The 15,513-nt window shown below is 63.8% G+C and carries 16 protein-coding genes; 5 read left to right on the top strand and 11 right to left on the bottom strand.

From position 1 onward, the window contains the following. Positions 1-94: 94 nt before the first annotated feature. Entirely contained in the window at positions 95-382 is a 288-nt protein-coding gene (locus tag BLR34_RS08385) for an amphi-Trp domain-containing protein (RefSeq protein WP_092701937.1), read from the top strand. Between the two features lie 47 nt (positions 383-429). On the opposite strand, the gene BLR34_RS08380 is transcribed toward BLR34_RS08385, so the two are convergent. The 5 genes from BLR34_RS08380 to BLR34_RS08360 all read right to left on the bottom strand — a co-directional run bounded on the left by BLR34_RS08380 (position 430) and on the right by BLR34_RS08360 (position 5,334). Further along, the gene (locus BLR34_RS08380) at positions 430-1,224 is read right to left on the bottom strand and encodes a M14 family metallopeptidase (protein WP_092701935.1); all 795 of its coding nucleotides are present in this window, start codon (positions 1,222-1,224) and stop codon (positions 430-432) included. A gap of 172 nt (positions 1,225-1,396) precedes the next feature. Continuing rightward, complete coding sequence (locus BLR34_RS08375) at positions 1,397-2,323, bottom strand: metal-dependent hydrolase (protein ID WP_092701933.1); 927 nt, start codon at positions 2,321-2,323, stop codon at positions 1,397-1,399. A gap of 69 nt (positions 2,324-2,392) precedes the next feature. After that, the gene (locus BLR34_RS08370) at positions 2,393-3,766 is read right to left on the bottom strand and encodes an alkaline phosphatase family protein (RefSeq protein WP_092701931.1); all 1,374 of its coding nucleotides are present in this window, start codon (positions 3,764-3,766) and stop codon (positions 2,393-2,395) included. Next, the gene (locus tag BLR34_RS08365) at positions 3,763-4,956 is read right to left on the bottom strand and encodes an inositol-3-phosphate synthase (protein WP_092701929.1); all 1,194 of its coding nucleotides are present in this window, start codon (positions 4,954-4,956) and stop codon (positions 3,763-3,765) included. Before BLR34_RS08365 ends, BLR34_RS08370 begins: the two co-directional genes overlap by 4 nt. Before the next feature lie 168 nt (positions 4,957-5,124). Continuing rightward, the gene (locus BLR34_RS08360; RefSeq protein ID WP_092701927.1) at positions 5,125-5,334 is read right to left on the bottom strand and encodes a hydrogenase expression protein HypA/HybF; all 210 of its coding nucleotides are present in this window, start codon (positions 5,332-5,334) and stop codon (positions 5,125-5,127) included. A gap of 139 nt (positions 5,335-5,473) precedes the next feature. On the opposite strand from BLR34_RS08360, the gene BLR34_RS08355 reads away from it, so the two are divergent. From BLR34_RS08355 to BLR34_RS08340, 4 genes are read left to right on the top strand one after another with little or no spacing between them, the layout of a single operon-like run. Continuing rightward, positions 5,474-6,253 carry a TatD family hydrolase gene (locus BLR34_RS08355; RefSeq protein WP_092702184.1) on the top strand — a complete coding sequence of 260 codons (780 nt, stop codon included), beginning with the start codon at positions 5,474-5,476 and terminating at the stop codon, positions 6,251-6,253. 3 nt (positions 6,254-6,256) lie between these two features. Further along, positions 6,257-7,087, top strand: a complete 831-nt coding sequence (locus tag BLR34_RS08350) for a sugar phosphate isomerase/epimerase family protein (RefSeq protein WP_092701925.1) — start codon at positions 6,257-6,259, stop codon at positions 7,085-7,087. Beyond that, complete coding sequence (locus BLR34_RS08345) at positions 7,084-7,986, top strand: UbiA family prenyltransferase (protein ID WP_092701923.1); 903 nt, start codon at positions 7,084-7,086, stop codon at positions 7,984-7,986. Before BLR34_RS08350 ends, BLR34_RS08345 begins: the two co-directional genes overlap by 4 nt. A gap of 41 nt (positions 7,987-8,027) precedes the next feature. Next, positions 8,028-8,876 (top strand): sugar phosphate isomerase/epimerase family protein, encoded by an 849-nt coding sequence (locus BLR34_RS08340; RefSeq protein WP_092701921.1) that lies wholly within the window; start codon positions 8,028-8,030, stop codon positions 8,874-8,876. Between the two features lie 6 nt (positions 8,877-8,882). Here BLR34_RS08340 and BLR34_RS08335 read toward each other — a convergent pair whose 3' ends face one another. The 6 genes from BLR34_RS08335 to BLR34_RS08310 form a co-directional block, all read right to left on the bottom strand. Further along, entirely contained in the window at positions 8,883-9,884 is a 1,002-nt protein-coding gene (locus tag BLR34_RS08335) for an LLM class flavin-dependent oxidoreductase (protein ID WP_092701919.1), read from the bottom strand. A gap of 173 nt (positions 9,885-10,057) precedes the next feature. Then, positions 10,058-10,492: a universal stress protein gene (locus BLR34_RS08330; protein ID WP_092701917.1), complete on the bottom strand. Its 435-nt coding sequence runs from the start codon at positions 10,490-10,492 to the stop codon at positions 10,058-10,060. A 25-nt stretch (positions 10,493-10,517) separates the two neighbouring features. Then, entirely contained in the window at positions 10,518-11,609 is a 1,092-nt protein-coding gene (locus BLR34_RS08325; RefSeq protein WP_092701915.1) for a sulfite exporter TauE/SafE family protein, read from the bottom strand. 193 nt (positions 11,610-11,802) lie between these two features. Continuing rightward, complete coding sequence (locus BLR34_RS08320; protein ID WP_092701913.1) at positions 11,803-12,300, bottom strand: acyl-CoA thioesterase; 498 nt, start codon at positions 12,298-12,300, stop codon at positions 11,803-11,805. A 71-nt stretch (positions 12,301-12,371) separates the two neighbouring features. Continuing rightward, entirely contained in the window at positions 12,372-14,003 is a 1,632-nt protein-coding gene (locus tag BLR34_RS08315; RefSeq protein ID WP_092701911.1) for an ATP-binding protein, read from the bottom strand. Between the two features lie 141 nt (positions 14,004-14,144). After that, positions 14,145-15,416, bottom strand: a complete 1,272-nt coding sequence (locus BLR34_RS08310; protein ID WP_092701909.1) for a M24 family metallopeptidase — start codon at positions 15,414-15,416, stop codon at positions 14,145-14,147. Positions 15,417-15,513 lie beyond the last annotated feature (97 nt).

Genomic DNA, 15,513 nt, shown 5'->3' with positions numbered 1-15,513 from the left:
CGCGGGAGACACCGACACATCGGCACGTCGAGACACAGCACCGACAGCAGATATCGCAGATTCACTTATGTGTACAGCCGGCGTATCGTCAGGTATGCCAGAAGACGTGCTGTTCAAATCAGAGCGCGACCAGACCCGTAAAGACATCGCAGCCTACCTTCGCAGTGTCGCTGCGAAGCTCGAAGACGGTGACTCAGTCACACTCTCCGCCGGCGCCGATTCCGTGACGATGGAGCCACCGGCCCGGCCGACGTTCGAGGTCAAAGCCGAACGTGAGGGGCCGGCTGATGGCCCAGGCGAACTGAGTATCGAGTTCGAACTCGAGTGGGACGAAGACGGTACCGACGAAGGCGGCGAGAGCGGGCAGTTGGAAATCGAGTGACCGCTTAGGACGCCTGGGACAACTGCGCTGTCACATCCTGCGCCGTGTTACGATGGGGGTTCGATGGTGCCGGTAATCCGCCCGTAGAGGCCGAAAATATCCTCGTAGCCGTGTTCGCTGGCGAGCACTGGCACCGTTCCCGGTGCAGTTACACGGTGGGTGTACTCCTCGTCGCGGGCGAACACCTCGCCCTCGGGAATCTCCTCGAAGTTCTCGTAGAAGACCTCCGGCCTGCCGCTCCCTTTCGGGACCTCTTCGTCGACAGTAGCAACCGTCGTCTCGGTGTAGGTCGGCTCACCGGCCAGGATACCGTGTACCCGGAGGAAATCACGGGTGGCTTCGAGCCCGAACTCGACGGCGTCGGTACTCCCCTGCTTGCCGGTTTCGAGGCTTATCGTGTTTGGCAGTGTCGAGTCGAGTGTCGTGTCCCGGAGGCTGCCCGCGTCGACGACGTACTCGACGGGCATCCCAGTTACACTCCGCCGCACCGTCTCCGTGAGTTCGCTGTAGATGGCAAACGGCGGCGGCGCACTCTGGGAGGTGTGCAGCGCGAGAATCGCGTCTGCACCCTCGAGTACGCTCACCAGCCGCGGAGCGAGTGCGCGCTCGTATTCGTCGGCGTCGATGTCGCCCGGAAACGTTCGATTGAGGTCTGTCTCCGTGTAGCGAGCGCCCGCCGCGAGCGCTGGCTCGTTTGCCACAACCAACTGTAGCGTTCCATCCTCGACCGTCGCGGTGTCAGCCAGCCTGTCGACGATACGCTCGCCGGCCGGCTCGTCGCCGTGAATGCCACCGACGACGGCGATTCGGGGAGACCCCGACCCACGCTCTATCAGCCTCATATGTCTCCCTAGCGGAGTTGCCTGTATATAAGTGTCAACGTCTCGCGCTCGACGGTCCGCTCATAGTGATTATTGCGGTAATTTTCGTGACCACGTGACAGGAATCGTCGTGTCACATCCCGTGAGTTCCGTCTGCTGTTGCCACGGCGGTAACGACTCCCAATAATCACTATCAGGCGACTAGGAGGTAGCCCACGATGTACGTCAGCCAGGCTATCGTGACCGCGGCCAGACCTGTCACGGCGACGCCACGGCGTGACTTCGGCGAGCGCAAATCCGGCACAGGCAGGTCGACGACACCCACGAGACCGACCGCAAGCACGCTGAACACGAAGTGATACGAGACCGACAGCGTCGGTGGCGGGAGCGCGAGCACCGCCCCGACGTAGCCGGCACCGAGCACCGCCCGGCGGTGGACGTATCCCAGTACGTGACGCCCGTTCAGATGCAGGTAGACCGCCGCCGCGAGCCATATCGCGGTCAGTTCGAGGCCGAACGTCCCAAGCAGGTGTAGCGTCGGGTCACTCGACAGCAACAGCCGCTGGGGGAGGAGATGAACATCGAGTGGGTACAGCAGTTCGGGTGCGGTGCCGGTAAACATATCACCGAACGGGTGACTGAGAACGCCGACAAGCGCCGCTGCAAGCGTCGCTCGCGGCGATAGCCCCATCCACCGGCTGGTGAGTGCGACCGCGAGGCCGGCGGCGACGAAGATGACCATCACTGTGGCTTCGAGCCAACCCAACACGGGAATCGCCCCGACGACGAGACTACAGAGACCGACCACGCCAGCGAGGCGAAGACGGCCGCGGTAGGCGACCAGCCCGAACAGCGTCGCGGTGACGCCGCCGACGAGCAGCGAGTGAGTCACCCCACGGTGAACGACGTTTCCGGTCTCCCAGAACACCTCCGGAAAGCTGCCGCCGTCCTGAAATGCGCGTGCGAGGCCGACGACGGCATAGCCCATATCTACGTCGGGCACGGCCGCGAACGCGCCAGCGGCGACGCCAACAGCGAGCGCCCGCTCACGCGAGAGGCCGAGGATAGCGGCTGCCCAGGCCGCCAGTGCAAACGCCAGTGCCGCGTGCCCGACCATCATATCTTTCTGTATTTCACGGCGAGCACGCTTAAGCCGTTCGTGACTGGCGGTGTCACGGCTAACTGCCGTTCACTCGAACAGGGCAGACACCTCGAACGACAGCGAGATATCGTCGGCGACGCCGAGCGACGCCGCGACCGTCGGCGCAACAGCGCGTGCGTCGACGCTGTCGAGGTCTCCCTCGGGTGCGGCCGGGCCGCCGACGCCGTAGACGCCCGGCACGTCGTTGCGACCGTGTGAGCCACTGACCTTCGAGGCGTCGAGAGTGACGAGGCCGTCGCCGCCGAAAAACAGCGCACACGGGTCGTACCCTGGTTTCTCGTGGATGTCCATCTCCGTCGCGTAGTACGGCGCGTCGCTGTCGTCGGACCACCAGTAGTACTGGAACCAGGCGGACTGTGCCGGAATTAACACGATGTCGCCGCTGTTTGGATGGTCGAGACCGTACTCCGCTCGCGACTCGCCAGCGAGCGCTACCTCGACGCCGTCGAGCTCGGCCAGCACCTCGCGTGCTCGGTCAGTCGCGCTGTCGTCGGTGTAGACGTGGGCGACCTGGTGGTCGACCATCGCAAACGCATCCGAATCGGGAAGGTCGACAGCGTCGCCGCCCTCCCGTCCCGCTGTGACTGACAGCAGGCCCGCCTCGCGGAGCGCGCGGTTCGGGAATATCGGGGTGTCGACGGCGTGAAAGCCGTACTCGCTGACGATGTGGACCGCCGTCTCGGCCCACCGCTGTCGGTCCCGAAGCCAGTCCAGAAACTCGCCGACGAGTTCGTCGACGACGCCGATTGCCTCGCGCAACTCTGGCGAATCCGGGCCGTGACGCTGACCGTCGTAGTCGAGATGTGGGAGATACACCCACAGCAGGTCCGGGTCGTGTCGCTCGATGGACTCGCGTGCGGCCGAGAGAATCCACTCGCTGCTTTGCTCGTTTGCCGTCGGCCCCCAGTAGTTGTGTAACGGGAAGTGGCCGTACTCGTCCTCCAGCGTCTCGTAGAAGTCGTCGGGGTTCGTCCAGCAGTTCATCTCGAGCAGATTGTTGTCCTCGTCCTCGATTGGCGAGGGGGTCACCGCAACGTCGGCGGAACTGCCGATGAGGTGCTGGAAGAACAGCGCCCCCGTGGTCAGTGCCGTCTCGTCGCTGACGGCCTCCCAGAGACGGTTCCGGTCGGCGCGGTCGCGCTCCCAGAGTGCCACGGTATCCTCGGCGCGGTCGTACTCGCCGTTGGACACGTCGCCGTGGGTCGACGGGGACTGGCCGGTCGCAAGCGTCGTCTGAGAGGGCAGCGTGACGGCCGGAAACGGCGGTTCGAGCGGCGCCGTCGGCTGCCCGTCGAGCAAGGCCGCGATGTTCGGAGCGAGTTGTTCGTCGACGTGGTGGGGTTCGAGGCCGACCACGTCGAGGACGATAGCGCGCCGTGGTGTGTCGGATGTCGCTGTCATTCCTGTCGGTGTTCCGTGGCGTAGTTCTGGAGCTGTTCGTGCTGGCGCGAGAAGTCGTGTGTCTCGTATGCCATCGGCGATTTGAAAAACGCGGCGAGCTGTGGCTGTACGCCGCTTCTCCCCTGCGCGTCGGCGTGTGAGACGAGTCGAATCAGGTCCAACACTAGGGGTGCAGCGAGCGCCGAATCCGACCCCTCCCAGGTGAACTGCAGTTTCATCTCGGTCCCGAGAAAACCCTCGAAGTGGATGTGGTCCCACGCCGTCTTGCGGTCGCCCAGCGAGGGCGTGTAATCGATGCGGACCCGGCTCTGTGTCTCGTAGCCGAGTATCTCCTCCAGCAGGCCGTCTTTGCTCTGTACCTTGCCCGCCTTGTTGTCGTCGTCTTCGAGGACCAGTCCGTCGGTGTTGCCGAGGATGTTGTGTCCCTCCCACGAGAGGACGCGAAGATTGCGACCCGCGAACATCGGCGCGAGTGCCGACTTCACCAGTGTCTCGCCGGTCTTTGCGTCCTGTCCCATGTGGGGGACGCCGCGCTCTCTCGCCAGCTCGCACAGCCCGTCGAGGTTGCTGCCCGTACTCGGCGTGAAGTTGACGTAGGGGTGGCCGTCTTCGAGCGCGGCGTAGGCGTAGAGAACACTCGCCGGGAGCGCCCGGTCGTCGTTCTCGATAGCCGACCTGACTGCGTCGGCGGTATCGTATCGCTCGGGCTCGTCGATAGGCGGCTCCGTCGAGGCGACGTTGACGACGACGAGCCGGTCGAGGTCGTGGTCGGCGACGAACGCCTCGTAGTCCGCTCGAATCGCCGAGACGAGGTCGGGGACGGTCTGCTCGGCGGTCGCGTCGCCGTGTGCGAGGTCGCCGACCACCTGCCCGCAGTTTATCGCCGTCCCGGTCTCGATTCGGCTGTCGATTGCGTCGAGGTCGTCCTCGACGGCCTCGATTGTCGATTTCGGGGGGACGCCGCTGGACTCGCTCGCGGCCAGTGCCGTCTCCGTGATGGACTGTGACCGGATGTCGTGTCCACCGAAGACGAGGTCCTCGACCGCCGGCAAGTCGAGTGCTGACAGCGGCTCGCGTGCTGTCACCATCCCCGTCGTATCTGTACGGCCCTGCGCGATTGCCTTCGCACCCACCATAGAAACTGCCGCGACGTTTCCGCGCGCGCCGATGAGCCACACACCTGTCTTCATACTCTCCCGTATCGACTGTGCGGTATTATATCGTGCGACTCTGATTCGGACGGCGAAACGATGCTACAACCGCTGTAGTGGCGATAGTCGGGAGTTCTCACCGGTCGACTGCGGTTGTCGCCCTCTCGGCCTGTTCCTTTCAACTGTTCGCCAGTTGTCTCGCTGGCGTCACCAGCCGGTATCTGTGTCCGACTCTCGGCGAGACAGTTGGCTGTCGCTCGCGCTGAAATCGAGGCTCCTGTCGAGTATCGTCTCCTCGGGGTGGCGCCACTCCTCGCCACAGTCCGGACAGCGCCACACCTCGTAGGGGCGTTCATCCGCCGGCGTCCGGCGCTCGGAGTCGACCGGTTCGTCACAGTGCGGGCAGGTCTCGGGCATGGTTCACCCTCGGGCGCGACCGGCAAATATCTGCCGCGCGACGCGTCAACGAAGCGAAAGACTGTGACAAAGAGGGAGGCTATTAGTAGCTTCTCTGCCAAGGTTCAGGGGTATGTCGCTTCCCATCATCGACCCCCACATGCACATGGTCTCGCGCTCGACGAGCGACTACGAGCGGGCGCGACTCTCGGGCATCGAGTGTTGCATCGAGCCAGCGTTCTGGAGCGGGACAGACAAACAGCACGCGGAGTCGTTTTTCGACTACTTCGAGCAGATTATCGACTTCGAGACCAAGCGCGCACAGCGGGCCGCGGGCGTCGACCACTACGTGACGATTGCCCTCGAACCAAAGGAGGCGAACTACCCCGAGATGGCCGAGCGCGTGATAGAGCGCATCCCGGAGTATCTCGACCGCGACAACGTCGTGGGCGTTGGTGAAATCGGGCTCGACCAGGGCACAGAGGCCGAGGAACGAGCGTTCCGGCGACAGCTACAGATGGCCGAAGAGCGCGACCTCCCTGTCATCGTCCACACACCGCACACGAACAAGCCGGAGGGGACAGAGCGCCTGGTCGAACTCATCCAGGACGAAGACGTGACCGAGGAGCGTATCGTCATCGACCACAACACGGAGAACACGATAGATATCTCGCTACAGACCGACTGCTGGGTGGGGTTCACGCTGTACCCCGGCAAAATCGACGCCGAGACGACAATCGACCTGCTCGAAGAGTACGGCACCGAGAAGATGTTGCTCAACAGCGCGGCCGACTGGGACCCCTCTGACCCGCTCGCGGTTCCGAAAGCGCGTGACAAGATGCTCGACAGGGGCTGGGACCGCGACGAGGTCCGGCAGGTCGTCTTCGAGAATCCCTACGAGTTTTTCAGCCAGTCGCCGAACTTCGAATACGAGCTCTGAATCATGGATTTCGCGTTCTCTACCAACGCCTTCCGCCAGTACGACCTCGGCGAGGCAATCGAGATACTGGGCGATATCGGCTACGACGGTGTCGAGGTGCTTCTCGATACGCCTCACCTGTATCCGCCCGAAGCCACCACAGACGAGGTCGAGGGCGTCCGCGAGGCCCTCGACGACGCCGGGCTGGCGGTCAGCAACGGCAACGCGTTCATGCTCACCGCAATCGAGGACTTCCACCATCCGTCCTTTCTCGAGGAAGACACCTCCTACCGACAGCGCCGCATCGACTACACCGTCAGCGCGCTGGAGACCGCCGACGCCCTCGGCGTCGAGCATATCTCCATCGAACCGGGCGGCCCGGTTCCGGACGGCCGCTCGCGAGCGTGGGCGATGGACACCTTCGAGGCTGGCCTCCGTGAGGTGCTCGATGTCGCAGAGAAGGTCGGCGTCGACGTGATGGTCGAACCCGAGCCGGACCTGCTGATAGAGACCTCCGACCAGTTCCTCGAACTGGCCGACCGCATCGACTCGCCGCGCCTGAAATGTAACTTCGACGCCGGCCACTTCTTCTGTGTCGGCGAACAGCCCGCAGACCTCGTCGAGAAACTCTCGTCGTACACCACCCACTACCACCTCGAAGACATTCCGGCGAGCAGGGAACACGAACACACCCAGCTCGGCGACGGCGGCATGGACATCGAGGGCGTGCTCGACGCGATTGCGGCCGACGGCTACGACGGTTACGTTACCGTCGAACTCTATCCCTACGAGGAGACGGCCGCCGAGACTGCCCGCGACGCGATGGCCTATCTCACCGACCACGGCTGGACATGAGTGGCTCCGCGGGGACGCTTCGCGCGTATGCGACGCTCCTCCGCGTGCCCAACCTCGCGACCGCACCGCCGGACGTGCTACTCGGCGCGGCACTCGTCGCGCCCGTCGCCGACATCCGCCTCGCACCGCTCGCCGGTCTCTGTGTCGCCTCGGTCTTGCTCTATGCCGGCGGAACGACGCTGAACGACTACGTCGACGCCGCCGAGGACGCACGCGAGCGACCGGAGCGCCCGATTCCGTCGGGTGAGGTGTCCCGGACCGCTGCTCTCGCCGTTGGCCTCTCTTTTCTGGTCTGTGGCGTCGCCGTTGCGGCGGCCACCAAGCCACAGTCTGGTGGCGTCGCCGCTGCCCTCACAGCCTGTATCCTCCTTTATGACGGCGTGTTCAAACACCGACCGGTCGGCGTGGTGTTCATGGGCGGTGCCCGGGGGCTGAATGTCCTCCTCGGCGTCTCACTGGGCGGTGCGCTACTCGATTTGTCACCTATTGTTCTGGTAGTGCCGGCGGTCGTGTTCGTCTACATCGCCGCGGTCACGTTCATGGCGGCCGGCGAGACGGTCGGGGACAACCGCGGCGCTGTCGCCCTCGCCATCGGCGCCGTCGCTCTGGCTGGGCTGGCGGTCGTGGTTCGTCTCGGTGTCCGCTCGCCAGGACTGGCTGCCACGGCGCTGACCTTCGTGCTGGTGGCTTGTTTTCTCGCCTGGACCGGGCAGGCGCTCCGACGGGCCTACCTCACTCCCAGACCGGAGACGGTCGGACCGGCTGTCGGGACCTGCGTGCTCGCGCAGGTGGTGCTCGACGGCGCGTTCGCGTCGACGGTCGGCCCGGCCTGGGGGCTCGCCACCGTGGGTCTACTCGTCCCTGCGGTCGGTCTCTCTCGAGTCTTCGACGTGTCCTGACCCAGAAGAAACTGGTTTGTCGCTGGCGACGAACCGCCGATATGGTCGAACTCGCCTTCTCGACGAACGCCTACACCGAGTTTACGCTCCCTCAGGCCATTGACCGCATCGCCGATATCGGCTACGACGGCGTCGAGATACTTGCCGACGAACCCCACGCGTTCTTGCCCGGGTTCGGTGACGACGACAGAGCGCGCCTCGAACGCCGACTCGACGCCGCCGGCCTCGACGTGGCGAACGTCAACGCAAACACCGCGGTCGGCTACTACGACGACGCCCCGCCCTCGGCGTTTTTCGAGCCCAGCCTGTGTACGGCGGCCGACGACGACCGCCGCTGGCGTATCGAGTACACTAAAGACGCTATCGACCTCGCACAGCGGGTCGACGCTCCGGCGGTCAGCGTCACCTCCGGCCAACCCCTCGCGGGCAACCCGCCCGAACAGGCCCGCGAGTACCTGAGGCGGTCGCTCCACGAGATTCTCGACTACGCCGAGCCACGGGGCATCGACGTGGGTATCGAGTTCGAACCCGAGCTATTAATCGAGTGTACCGCGGAAGTACTCGACCTCATCGACGAGATGGGTCGGGACGGACTCGGCGTCAACCTCGATATCGGACACGCGGCGGTCTACGGCGAGGACCTCGCGGAGACAATCACACAGAGCGTCGACTACATCACCGGAGTCCACCTCGAAGACATCGTCGGGGGCCGCCGGGGGAAACACTACCACCGGATTCCCGGCGAGGGTGACCTCGACTTCGAGGCTATCTTCGCCGCGCTCGACCGGGCCGGATACGACGGCTACGCCACCCTGGAGCTGTACACGTACCCCGAGGAACCCGACCGCGCCGCCGAAGAGAGCCTGGCATACCTAACTAACGTCCGGTAACCCGGCCTACAGCTCGGGCGCGACCTCGTCGCCGAGACGGTGGATGCAGTCGACCATCTCGTCGGTACCGACGCCGGGGTGGTAGGTGCGGAAGATGAAGTGGATGTCGTCGCCAAGCGCCTCGCTGTAGGTTTCGAGCTCGTCGGTCACCTGCTCGGGCGTGCCGAAGATGGCCTGTTCTTTGAGTTCCTCCTTGCGCTCGGCGTCGAGTTCGTCGACAGCCTCGCCGGAGAAAATCTCCTCGTAGCGCCGCTGAATGTAGAAGTAGCCGTCTTTCATCGTCTCCCAGGCGTCCTCGCGGGAGTCGCCGACCCAGCCGTGCTGGATGACGTAGGTCTGGAAGTCGCCGTCGATTCCCTCCTCGTCTCGGACGGTCCTGATATCCTCGACGCGCTTTTTGACCGCTCCGACCGACAGCGCCGAGGGGGCACACCACGCCTCTGCCTGTCGTGCCGCCCGGCGGACGGCTGGCTTCGCGGCACCGCCGAGCATCAGCGGAATCTCTCGTGCTGGTTTCGGCGTTATCGACACCTCGGGTGACACGTCGTGAAACGTCGACTCGTAATCGAGCGGCCCGTCGCTCCAGCCAGCCCGGAGGAACGGGACGAGGTCTGCCAGTCGGTCGGCACGCTCCTCGCGGGGGACGCCGAATACGTCGAACTCTCGGGGGTTCGAACCGATAGAGAGCCCGAGCGTGAGCCGTCCGTCGGCGATGAGGTCGACCGTCGCGGCGTCCTCGGCGAGCCGAACCGGGTCATACAGCGGGCCGAGTGCGATACAGGGGCCGAGTTCGATGTCGCCGGTTTCGGCGGCCATCGCCGACAGCGTCGGCATCGTCGCCGAGAGATAGCCGTCCTCGGCGAAGTGGTGTTCGGACACCCAGGCGCTATCGAGGCCCGCGGCCTCGATTTCCCGGGTCACGTCGAGTATCTCGTCGTAGAGGTCGGTCGCCGCGCGGTCGTCGTCTGGTCGCTGCTGGGCGGTGAACAGACCAGTGCCGAGTTGCATACACGCACGTCGTGGGCATGGGGGTTAAGGGTTGGTGGCGTCGCCACATACCGACTCACAGACATCGGTCAACGCGTCGTGACGGCCGTGCAGACGCCCACACGCTGTCCGCGCCACCACCGTTGAGACGACGAGACCACTCTCACGGGGCCGGTCGCAGATGTCTCCCCGGACTAGTCGCTCAGGCGGACCGTAACGACTGGCACCGGCGACCGACGGACGACTTTCTCGGCGACGCTACCGATGAGATAGTGGTCCAGCCCGGTCCGGCCGTGGGTGCCCATTACCACCATATCCATCCCCTCGTCTTCGACGTAGTCGAGAATCGCCGTCTTGGGGACACCCTCGACGATAGCCGTCTCGACTGGGACCTCGTCGCCCACCAACTCGACCGTGGTCTCGATGGCGCTTTCAGCCCGGTCGTGTTCGGCGTCGGTCCACGCCTCCACCGAGAGGCCGCCGGTCGGGCTCTCGAAGCGGTTGCGCGTGTCGACAACCGAGAGCACGTGAAGCGTCGCGTCAGAGCGGTCGGCGAGGGTTTTGGCGTGTTTTGCGGCCGCTGCGATACTGTCGCTTCCGTCGGTCGGGAGAAGAATATCGTCGTACATAGTTGCGTGAACAGCCCCCGTCAACTTAGAAACCACCGGCTGCCATCACGAACAGCGCGACGGCGATAATCGCAAAGAGGACGCCGACGCCCTTCTTGATGAGGCTCGTGTCCAGTGCCGCCGAGACGTACGGCGCAATCTGACCGCCGGTGACCGTCGCTGGAACCGTCCAGACGACCATATTCCAGGGGGTTGAGGCGAGGCTGATGCTGTGGCCGCCGGGGACGTACTGGCCACCGAATACGTGGACTAACGACGCCAACACCGCAGTCAGCGCGACGACGATGTGGTTGGTGCCGATAGCGACCCGTACGGGGACCTTGGTCCGAAGCATCGAGATGATACCCAGTTCACCGATACCGAAGCCAGCGAGCCCCTGAAATATGCCGCCGACGCTGTAGTTGGCAAAGCGTTCGAGATACCCCTCGCGGGAGTAGTTGTAGTCGTTGCCGTCGCGGTCGACCCGCGTGACGGTGCCGTCGTCGGCCGTCTCGACGCCGGCCGGGCCGAGTTTTTCGGCGTCGTTCGGCATCGAACCCCCATCGGCCGAAACTTCGGCTCTCTCTTCGGGTTCGTCGCTCCGGCTGGGCTCTTCGTGGCCCAGGTCGGCCTTGAACAAGAGATACGAGGCGGTCAGCAACGCCAGTCCGAGCAGCAGATGAAACACCGGTGCGGGGATGACAAAGGAGAGCAGTGCGCCAGCGACGACGAAGGGCACACCACCCGCAACCAGCGTGAGCGCGAGGCGTCGGTCAACTAGGCCGTACTGGATGAACGCGAGCGCGGAACTGGAGAGACCGAAGGACTCGCTGATGAGTCCGACCTTCACGAGAGTCTCGGGCGTCAGTGTCTCGCCCGCGATAATCGGGAAGATGAATATGAGGAAGGGGACGAACAGCGCGGAGCCGCTGATGCCGACCGTATTGACGATGGTGGCGCCGGTGATGAAGGGGATAAACATCCACCAGTACTCGAGCCAGTAGCTCGTTCCCGAGCCCTCTGTCGGGGCTCCGAAGTATACACCCACCACGAACAACAGCGGGGCGAGGAATACAAACACGTGCTGATACTTGAGAAACGTCTTCTGGACAGTATCCGACCCTGAGGACGTATTCATTGCAGCTTGGCGCCACGATTGGAAATCCCGACATAAGTCCGTTGTCTTCTATGGTATTTGTCTCGATAATTCATGTAATATTTCGAGGAGCGGCGCGTGTGCTACTGTGTCGAATTCACCGTACAGCTCATATGAAGACGTAGATAGAGAGTGCGTGTAACTCTCTCCGAAACGCTCCGTACACCTCGAAACCTCACTCCTCTGTGGCCGCGACCACGTTTCGACGCTCGCGGCGCTGTGACAGGGCTGCGTCTCTGAGCTCCTCCTGGGCCTCGGTGGGACACGCGAGGCACGGGACGCTCGTCGGTCGCTCGTCGGCATCGAGCGCGACGAAGCTGAAAAACGAGGCGGCGGCGTCTTCGGTCAGCCCGTCGCTCGGGCGCTCGACTTGCACGTCGACTTTCACGTTGATACTTGTCTCGCCGGTGTCGAAGACGTATCCCGTCACCGTGACAACGTCGCCGAGTTCGATTGGCTGGATGAAGTCGACGTGGTCCATCGACGCCGTGACGACCTGTCGCTGGCTGAACCGCCGCGAGGCGATTGCGCCACAGATGTCCATCCAGTGCAGCACCGACCCACCGAGGGCTCGCCCGAGGTTATTCGTGTCGTTGGGCATCAGTATCTCGCTCATCTCGGTGTACGACTCCTGCAGGGTCGCCGTCTCCGCGACCGGCTGTTGGGACTGCATACGCCGCGGTAGCGGGTCACTCTACATAACACTGTTTAATTTTCACTAGTGAAACTCTATTTGCAGTATATTCAGACCTGGTCTGTTGGCTGGCGGTACCCGTGAGGGACGGTGAACCTGACAGTTGTCCCGTCGTCCGTCTCGAAGTCGAGTTCGCCACCCATCGTGGTCACGGCCCACTTGAGTTGCCACAGCCCAAGACCGGTGCCGTGTTCGAGCGCCGTCTCGGTCCCGTCGTCCAGCGAGGCGAGTTCTGCCTCCGGGATGCCCGGCCCGTCGTCGGCGATGGTGACCTCGTAGCTGGTCTCTCCCTCGGAGACGGTAATCTCGATGCCACTCTCGGCATAGGTGACGGCGTTTTCGACGGCGCTGTCGAGTGCGCCGTGTAACGCCTCGCTGTTCGTCTCGACGGTCGCACGCTCGGGGAGGTCGAACGAGACGGTGACGCCGTCGGTGGCTGTCTCGTTGACGGTCGTCCTGACTGCCTCGACCACGTCGACCATCGAACTGGCCTGTGAGCAGGAGACAAACTGGTCGATAGTCCGGGCGCTCTGCCCGAGGTCGGCGATGTCGTCGGCGGTGTCGACGATGGTCTCGGCGTGGCCGTTCTCGTGGTGCTGGCCCAGGACCTCCGCATGGCTTTTTACGACCTCGACTTTGTTCCGGAGGTTGTGGCGCAGGACGCGGTTGAGGACCGCGAGGCGTTGCTCGCGGAGGTCGTGCTCGGTCACGTCGTGGAGACTCACGAGCGAGCCGAGTTCGCGGCCGTGCTGGTCGGTCACCGTCGAGACCTGGGCGTCGTACCGACGCGAGCCGTCGGCCGTTTCGAGTGTGACAGTCTCTCGGTCCTGGAACCGCTCGATGTCGTCGTCGAGAACCGTCGAGAGCGGTTTGCCGTGAGTCGTCTCACGGGAGAGGCCAAGTGTCTCGATTGCGGCCTCGTTGAGTTTGATGAGGCGGTCGTGGTTGTCGACGACGAACACGAGGTCGTCGATTTCGCGGGCGATTTCGCGCTCGCCGATTGTTCCGACCGCGGGCGTCGACTCGAAGGTGTCGTACCGGAACAGAGCGAGACCGAGTGCGAGGGTTGGAATCGCGAACGTGACCAGATATGCCTCGGCAATTGTCGCCCGGGTCGAGAGCGCATTCGCCGCGTTAAGGCCGATGACGACGGCGAGCGGGGCAGCACTGAGGCTCACGCCCGCCCGCAGTGACAGGTGGCTGTACTCGGCGGTTGTCTTGAGCACGATACCGACACCCAGGGCCAGGAGACCGAACATGTATACCGCGACGACGCCCCCGACGATCAACGCGAGGACGGAGCCGCCGGCGGGTGCCAGCAACTGGAATGTCAGCCCGCCGATGACCAGCACGTACGGGACCAGAAGAAAAGCGATATTTCGGCGGCTCAGACGGGTGTATCGGCCGGAGTACTGCAGCCCAAACAACCCCCAGGGGAGACACCACAGTGCAACACCGAGCAGTCCAGACACTGCCCAGAAGGCTTGGTCTTGTGCCCCCGCTCCGAGAACAGACTGTCCAATCCCACCGGCGAGGCCGCTGAGTCCGAGTAGGACTGTAAACACTGCAAACGACAGCACACCGGGCTCGTCCCAGCGGCGGTAGCTGTAGAGACCGAGCAGACACAGCACGAGACTTACGAAGATACCGCCGCCAAAGAGCACCGTAGCCAGGGAGACCATTATCGGTACTTTTGTCGCGGAGCTAAAAAGTATATGCCGCGGTAAACAGCTATCTTTCGCTATTGAGGGTGACGGGTGGCGGCGTCACGGCGATAATTAGCGTATGAGGAAAAACACGTCTTTCTGTCTCAGCCCCGGCCGTCACTCGATGCGCGTAATCTCTTCGACCGGCCACTGACTGAGGAGTTCGACGCCGTTTTCGCGGACGACGACCATCTCCTCGACGCGGACACCCTGGCGACCTGCGGGCTCTTGGGTCTCGACGGCCATCGTCATCCCCTCCTCGATTTCGATGGGATGCTCCGGTGAGAGGCCACGCCAGATGAGCGGCGTCTCATAGAGCTGGAGACCCAGCCCGTGTGCCCAGTGGTTGGTGGTCATCTGCCAGGGTTCCTCGGCCCCGTAGTAGTCAGCGTGTTCGCCCGCCATGTCGGGGAACCCTTTTGCGATTTCGTCGGTGGTCGCGCCGGGCTCGATGCGTTCGAGCACGTCGTAGAGGTTGTCGCGGGCGATTTCGTAGGCGTCTTTTTGTTCCTGAGTCGGCTCGCCCATCGAGAACGTCCGATAGTAACAGGAGCGATAGCCAAGATAGCCGATGTTGTAGAAGTCGGCGTACACCAGGTCACCCGGTCGGAGCATCCGGTCGGTGGTGTTGGCTTGGTGTTTCGGCCAGGTGTTCGGGCCGCTCGTGAGGTAGCCGCCGCCGACGAACGCGCCGTGACGCCACAGCTCCTGTGCGGCCTCGCCCCAGATTTCGTTCTCTTTCATGCCCGGCTTGGCCGTCTCGGTGATGCGCTGGAACCCAGCCTCACAGATGGCCGCAACCATCCGGAGACACTCGATTTCGTCTTCGGTTTTGGTCTTGCGGGCGTCGAGCATTACGTCCTGTGCGGTCCCGGTGTCGACTTCGACACCGGCGTCTTCGAGCGCGTTCACAAGACCCTGATTACCGATGTCCAGTCCGAGGCGCTCGTTTCCGACGCCGTACTCCTCCATCGCACCGGCGACCAGTTCGGCCATCTTCGAGAGGAGGAACTGCCGGGCCGAGTCGCGACCGGACGCCCGAGGCACGTTCCCCAGGCCGGGACAGGCATACCGGATGTCGTCTAGCCACGGGCAGTTCTTTCGCTGGTTCGAGGCGTGGTCCGCGGTGTCCCAGTGGACGATATCGCCGTCTTCGGTCAACAGCGTGTAGTGGTCGGCCCCGCTGCCGCCGGTCATCGCCAGCCCGGTCACGTACCGGATGTTCGGGTCCGAAACCAGGAGGAGTGCACCCAGGTCGCTGTCCTGCAAGCGGTCGAGCGCGCGCTGTTTGCGCTCCTCGCGCAGGCGCTGGGTATCGATGCGCTGCTCCCAGTCGACCGCCTGGGTTCCGAGCGTTCCCTCCATGTAGTCGCGTTCGTGAAACGTCATCACTGGCCGTTCGACTGGGGGCCACTAAACCGTGCTGTTCCGCCCTGTCTTCCCGACCGAGACGCGCAGCTGATGCCATGTGATACAGTCACACGTC

Source organism: Halovenus aranensis, assembly GCF_900100385.1.
Classification (GTDB): Archaea; Halobacteriota; Halobacteria; order Halobacteriales; family Haloarculaceae; genus Halovenus; species Halovenus aranensis.
Note: the sequence above shows the minus strand (reverse complement) of the source record. Positions and strands in the feature narration are given on the sequence as shown.

What these genes read in the sequence shown, in the direction of transcription:
- BLR34_RS08385 (WP_092701937.1), top strand. Translation starts at nt 95, where the DNA reads ATGCCAGAAGACGTGCTGTTCAAATCAGAGCGCGACCAGACCCGTAAA.
- BLR34_RS08380 (WP_092701935.1), bottom strand. Translation starts at nt 1,224, where the DNA reads ATGAGGCTGATAGAGCGTGGGTCGGGGTCTCCCCGAATCGCCGTCGTC.
- BLR34_RS08375 (WP_092701933.1), bottom strand. Translation starts at nt 2,323, where the DNA reads ATGATGGTCGGGCACGCGGCACTGGCGTTTGCACTGGCGGCCTGGGCA.
- BLR34_RS08370 (WP_092701931.1), bottom strand. Translation starts at nt 3,766, where the DNA reads ATGACAGCGACATCCGACACACCACGGCGCGCTATCGTCCTCGACGTG.
- BLR34_RS08365 (WP_092701929.1), bottom strand. Translation starts at nt 4,956, where the DNA reads ATGAAGACAGGTGTGTGGCTCATCGGCGCGCGCGGAAACGTCGCGGCA.
- BLR34_RS08360 (WP_092701927.1), bottom strand. Translation starts at nt 5,334, where the DNA reads ATGCCCGAGACCTGCCCGCACTGTGACGAACCGGTCGACTCCGAGCGC.
- BLR34_RS08355 (WP_092702184.1), top strand. Translation starts at nt 5,474, where the DNA reads ATGCACATGGTCTCGCGCTCGACGAGCGACTACGAGCGGGCGCGACTC.
- BLR34_RS08350 (WP_092701925.1), top strand. Translation starts at nt 6,257, where the DNA reads ATGGATTTCGCGTTCTCTACCAACGCCTTCCGCCAGTACGACCTCGGC.
- BLR34_RS08345 (WP_092701923.1), top strand. Translation starts at nt 7,084, where the DNA reads ATGAGTGGCTCCGCGGGGACGCTTCGCGCGTATGCGACGCTCCTCCGC.
- BLR34_RS08340 (WP_092701921.1), top strand. Translation starts at nt 8,028, where the DNA reads ATGGTCGAACTCGCCTTCTCGACGAACGCCTACACCGAGTTTACGCTC.
- BLR34_RS08335 (WP_092701919.1), bottom strand. Translation starts at nt 9,884, where the DNA reads ATGCAACTCGGCACTGGTCTGTTCACCGCCCAGCAGCGACCAGACGAC.
- BLR34_RS08330 (WP_092701917.1), bottom strand. Translation starts at nt 10,492, where the DNA reads ATGTACGACGATATTCTTCTCCCGACCGACGGAAGCGACAGTATCGCA.
- BLR34_RS08325 (WP_092701915.1), bottom strand. Translation starts at nt 11,609, where the DNA reads ATGAATACGTCCTCAGGGTCGGATACTGTCCAGAAGACGTTTCTCAAG.
- BLR34_RS08320 (WP_092701913.1), bottom strand. Translation starts at nt 12,300, where the DNA reads ATGCAGTCCCAACAGCCGGTCGCGGAGACGGCGACCCTGCAGGAGTCG.
- BLR34_RS08315 (WP_092701911.1), bottom strand. Translation starts at nt 14,003, where the DNA reads ATGGTCTCCCTGGCTACGGTGCTCTTTGGCGGCGGTATCTTCGTAAGT.
- BLR34_RS08310 (WP_092701909.1), bottom strand. Translation starts at nt 15,416, where the DNA reads ATGACGTTTCACGAACGCGACTACATGGAGGGAACGCTCGGAACCCAG.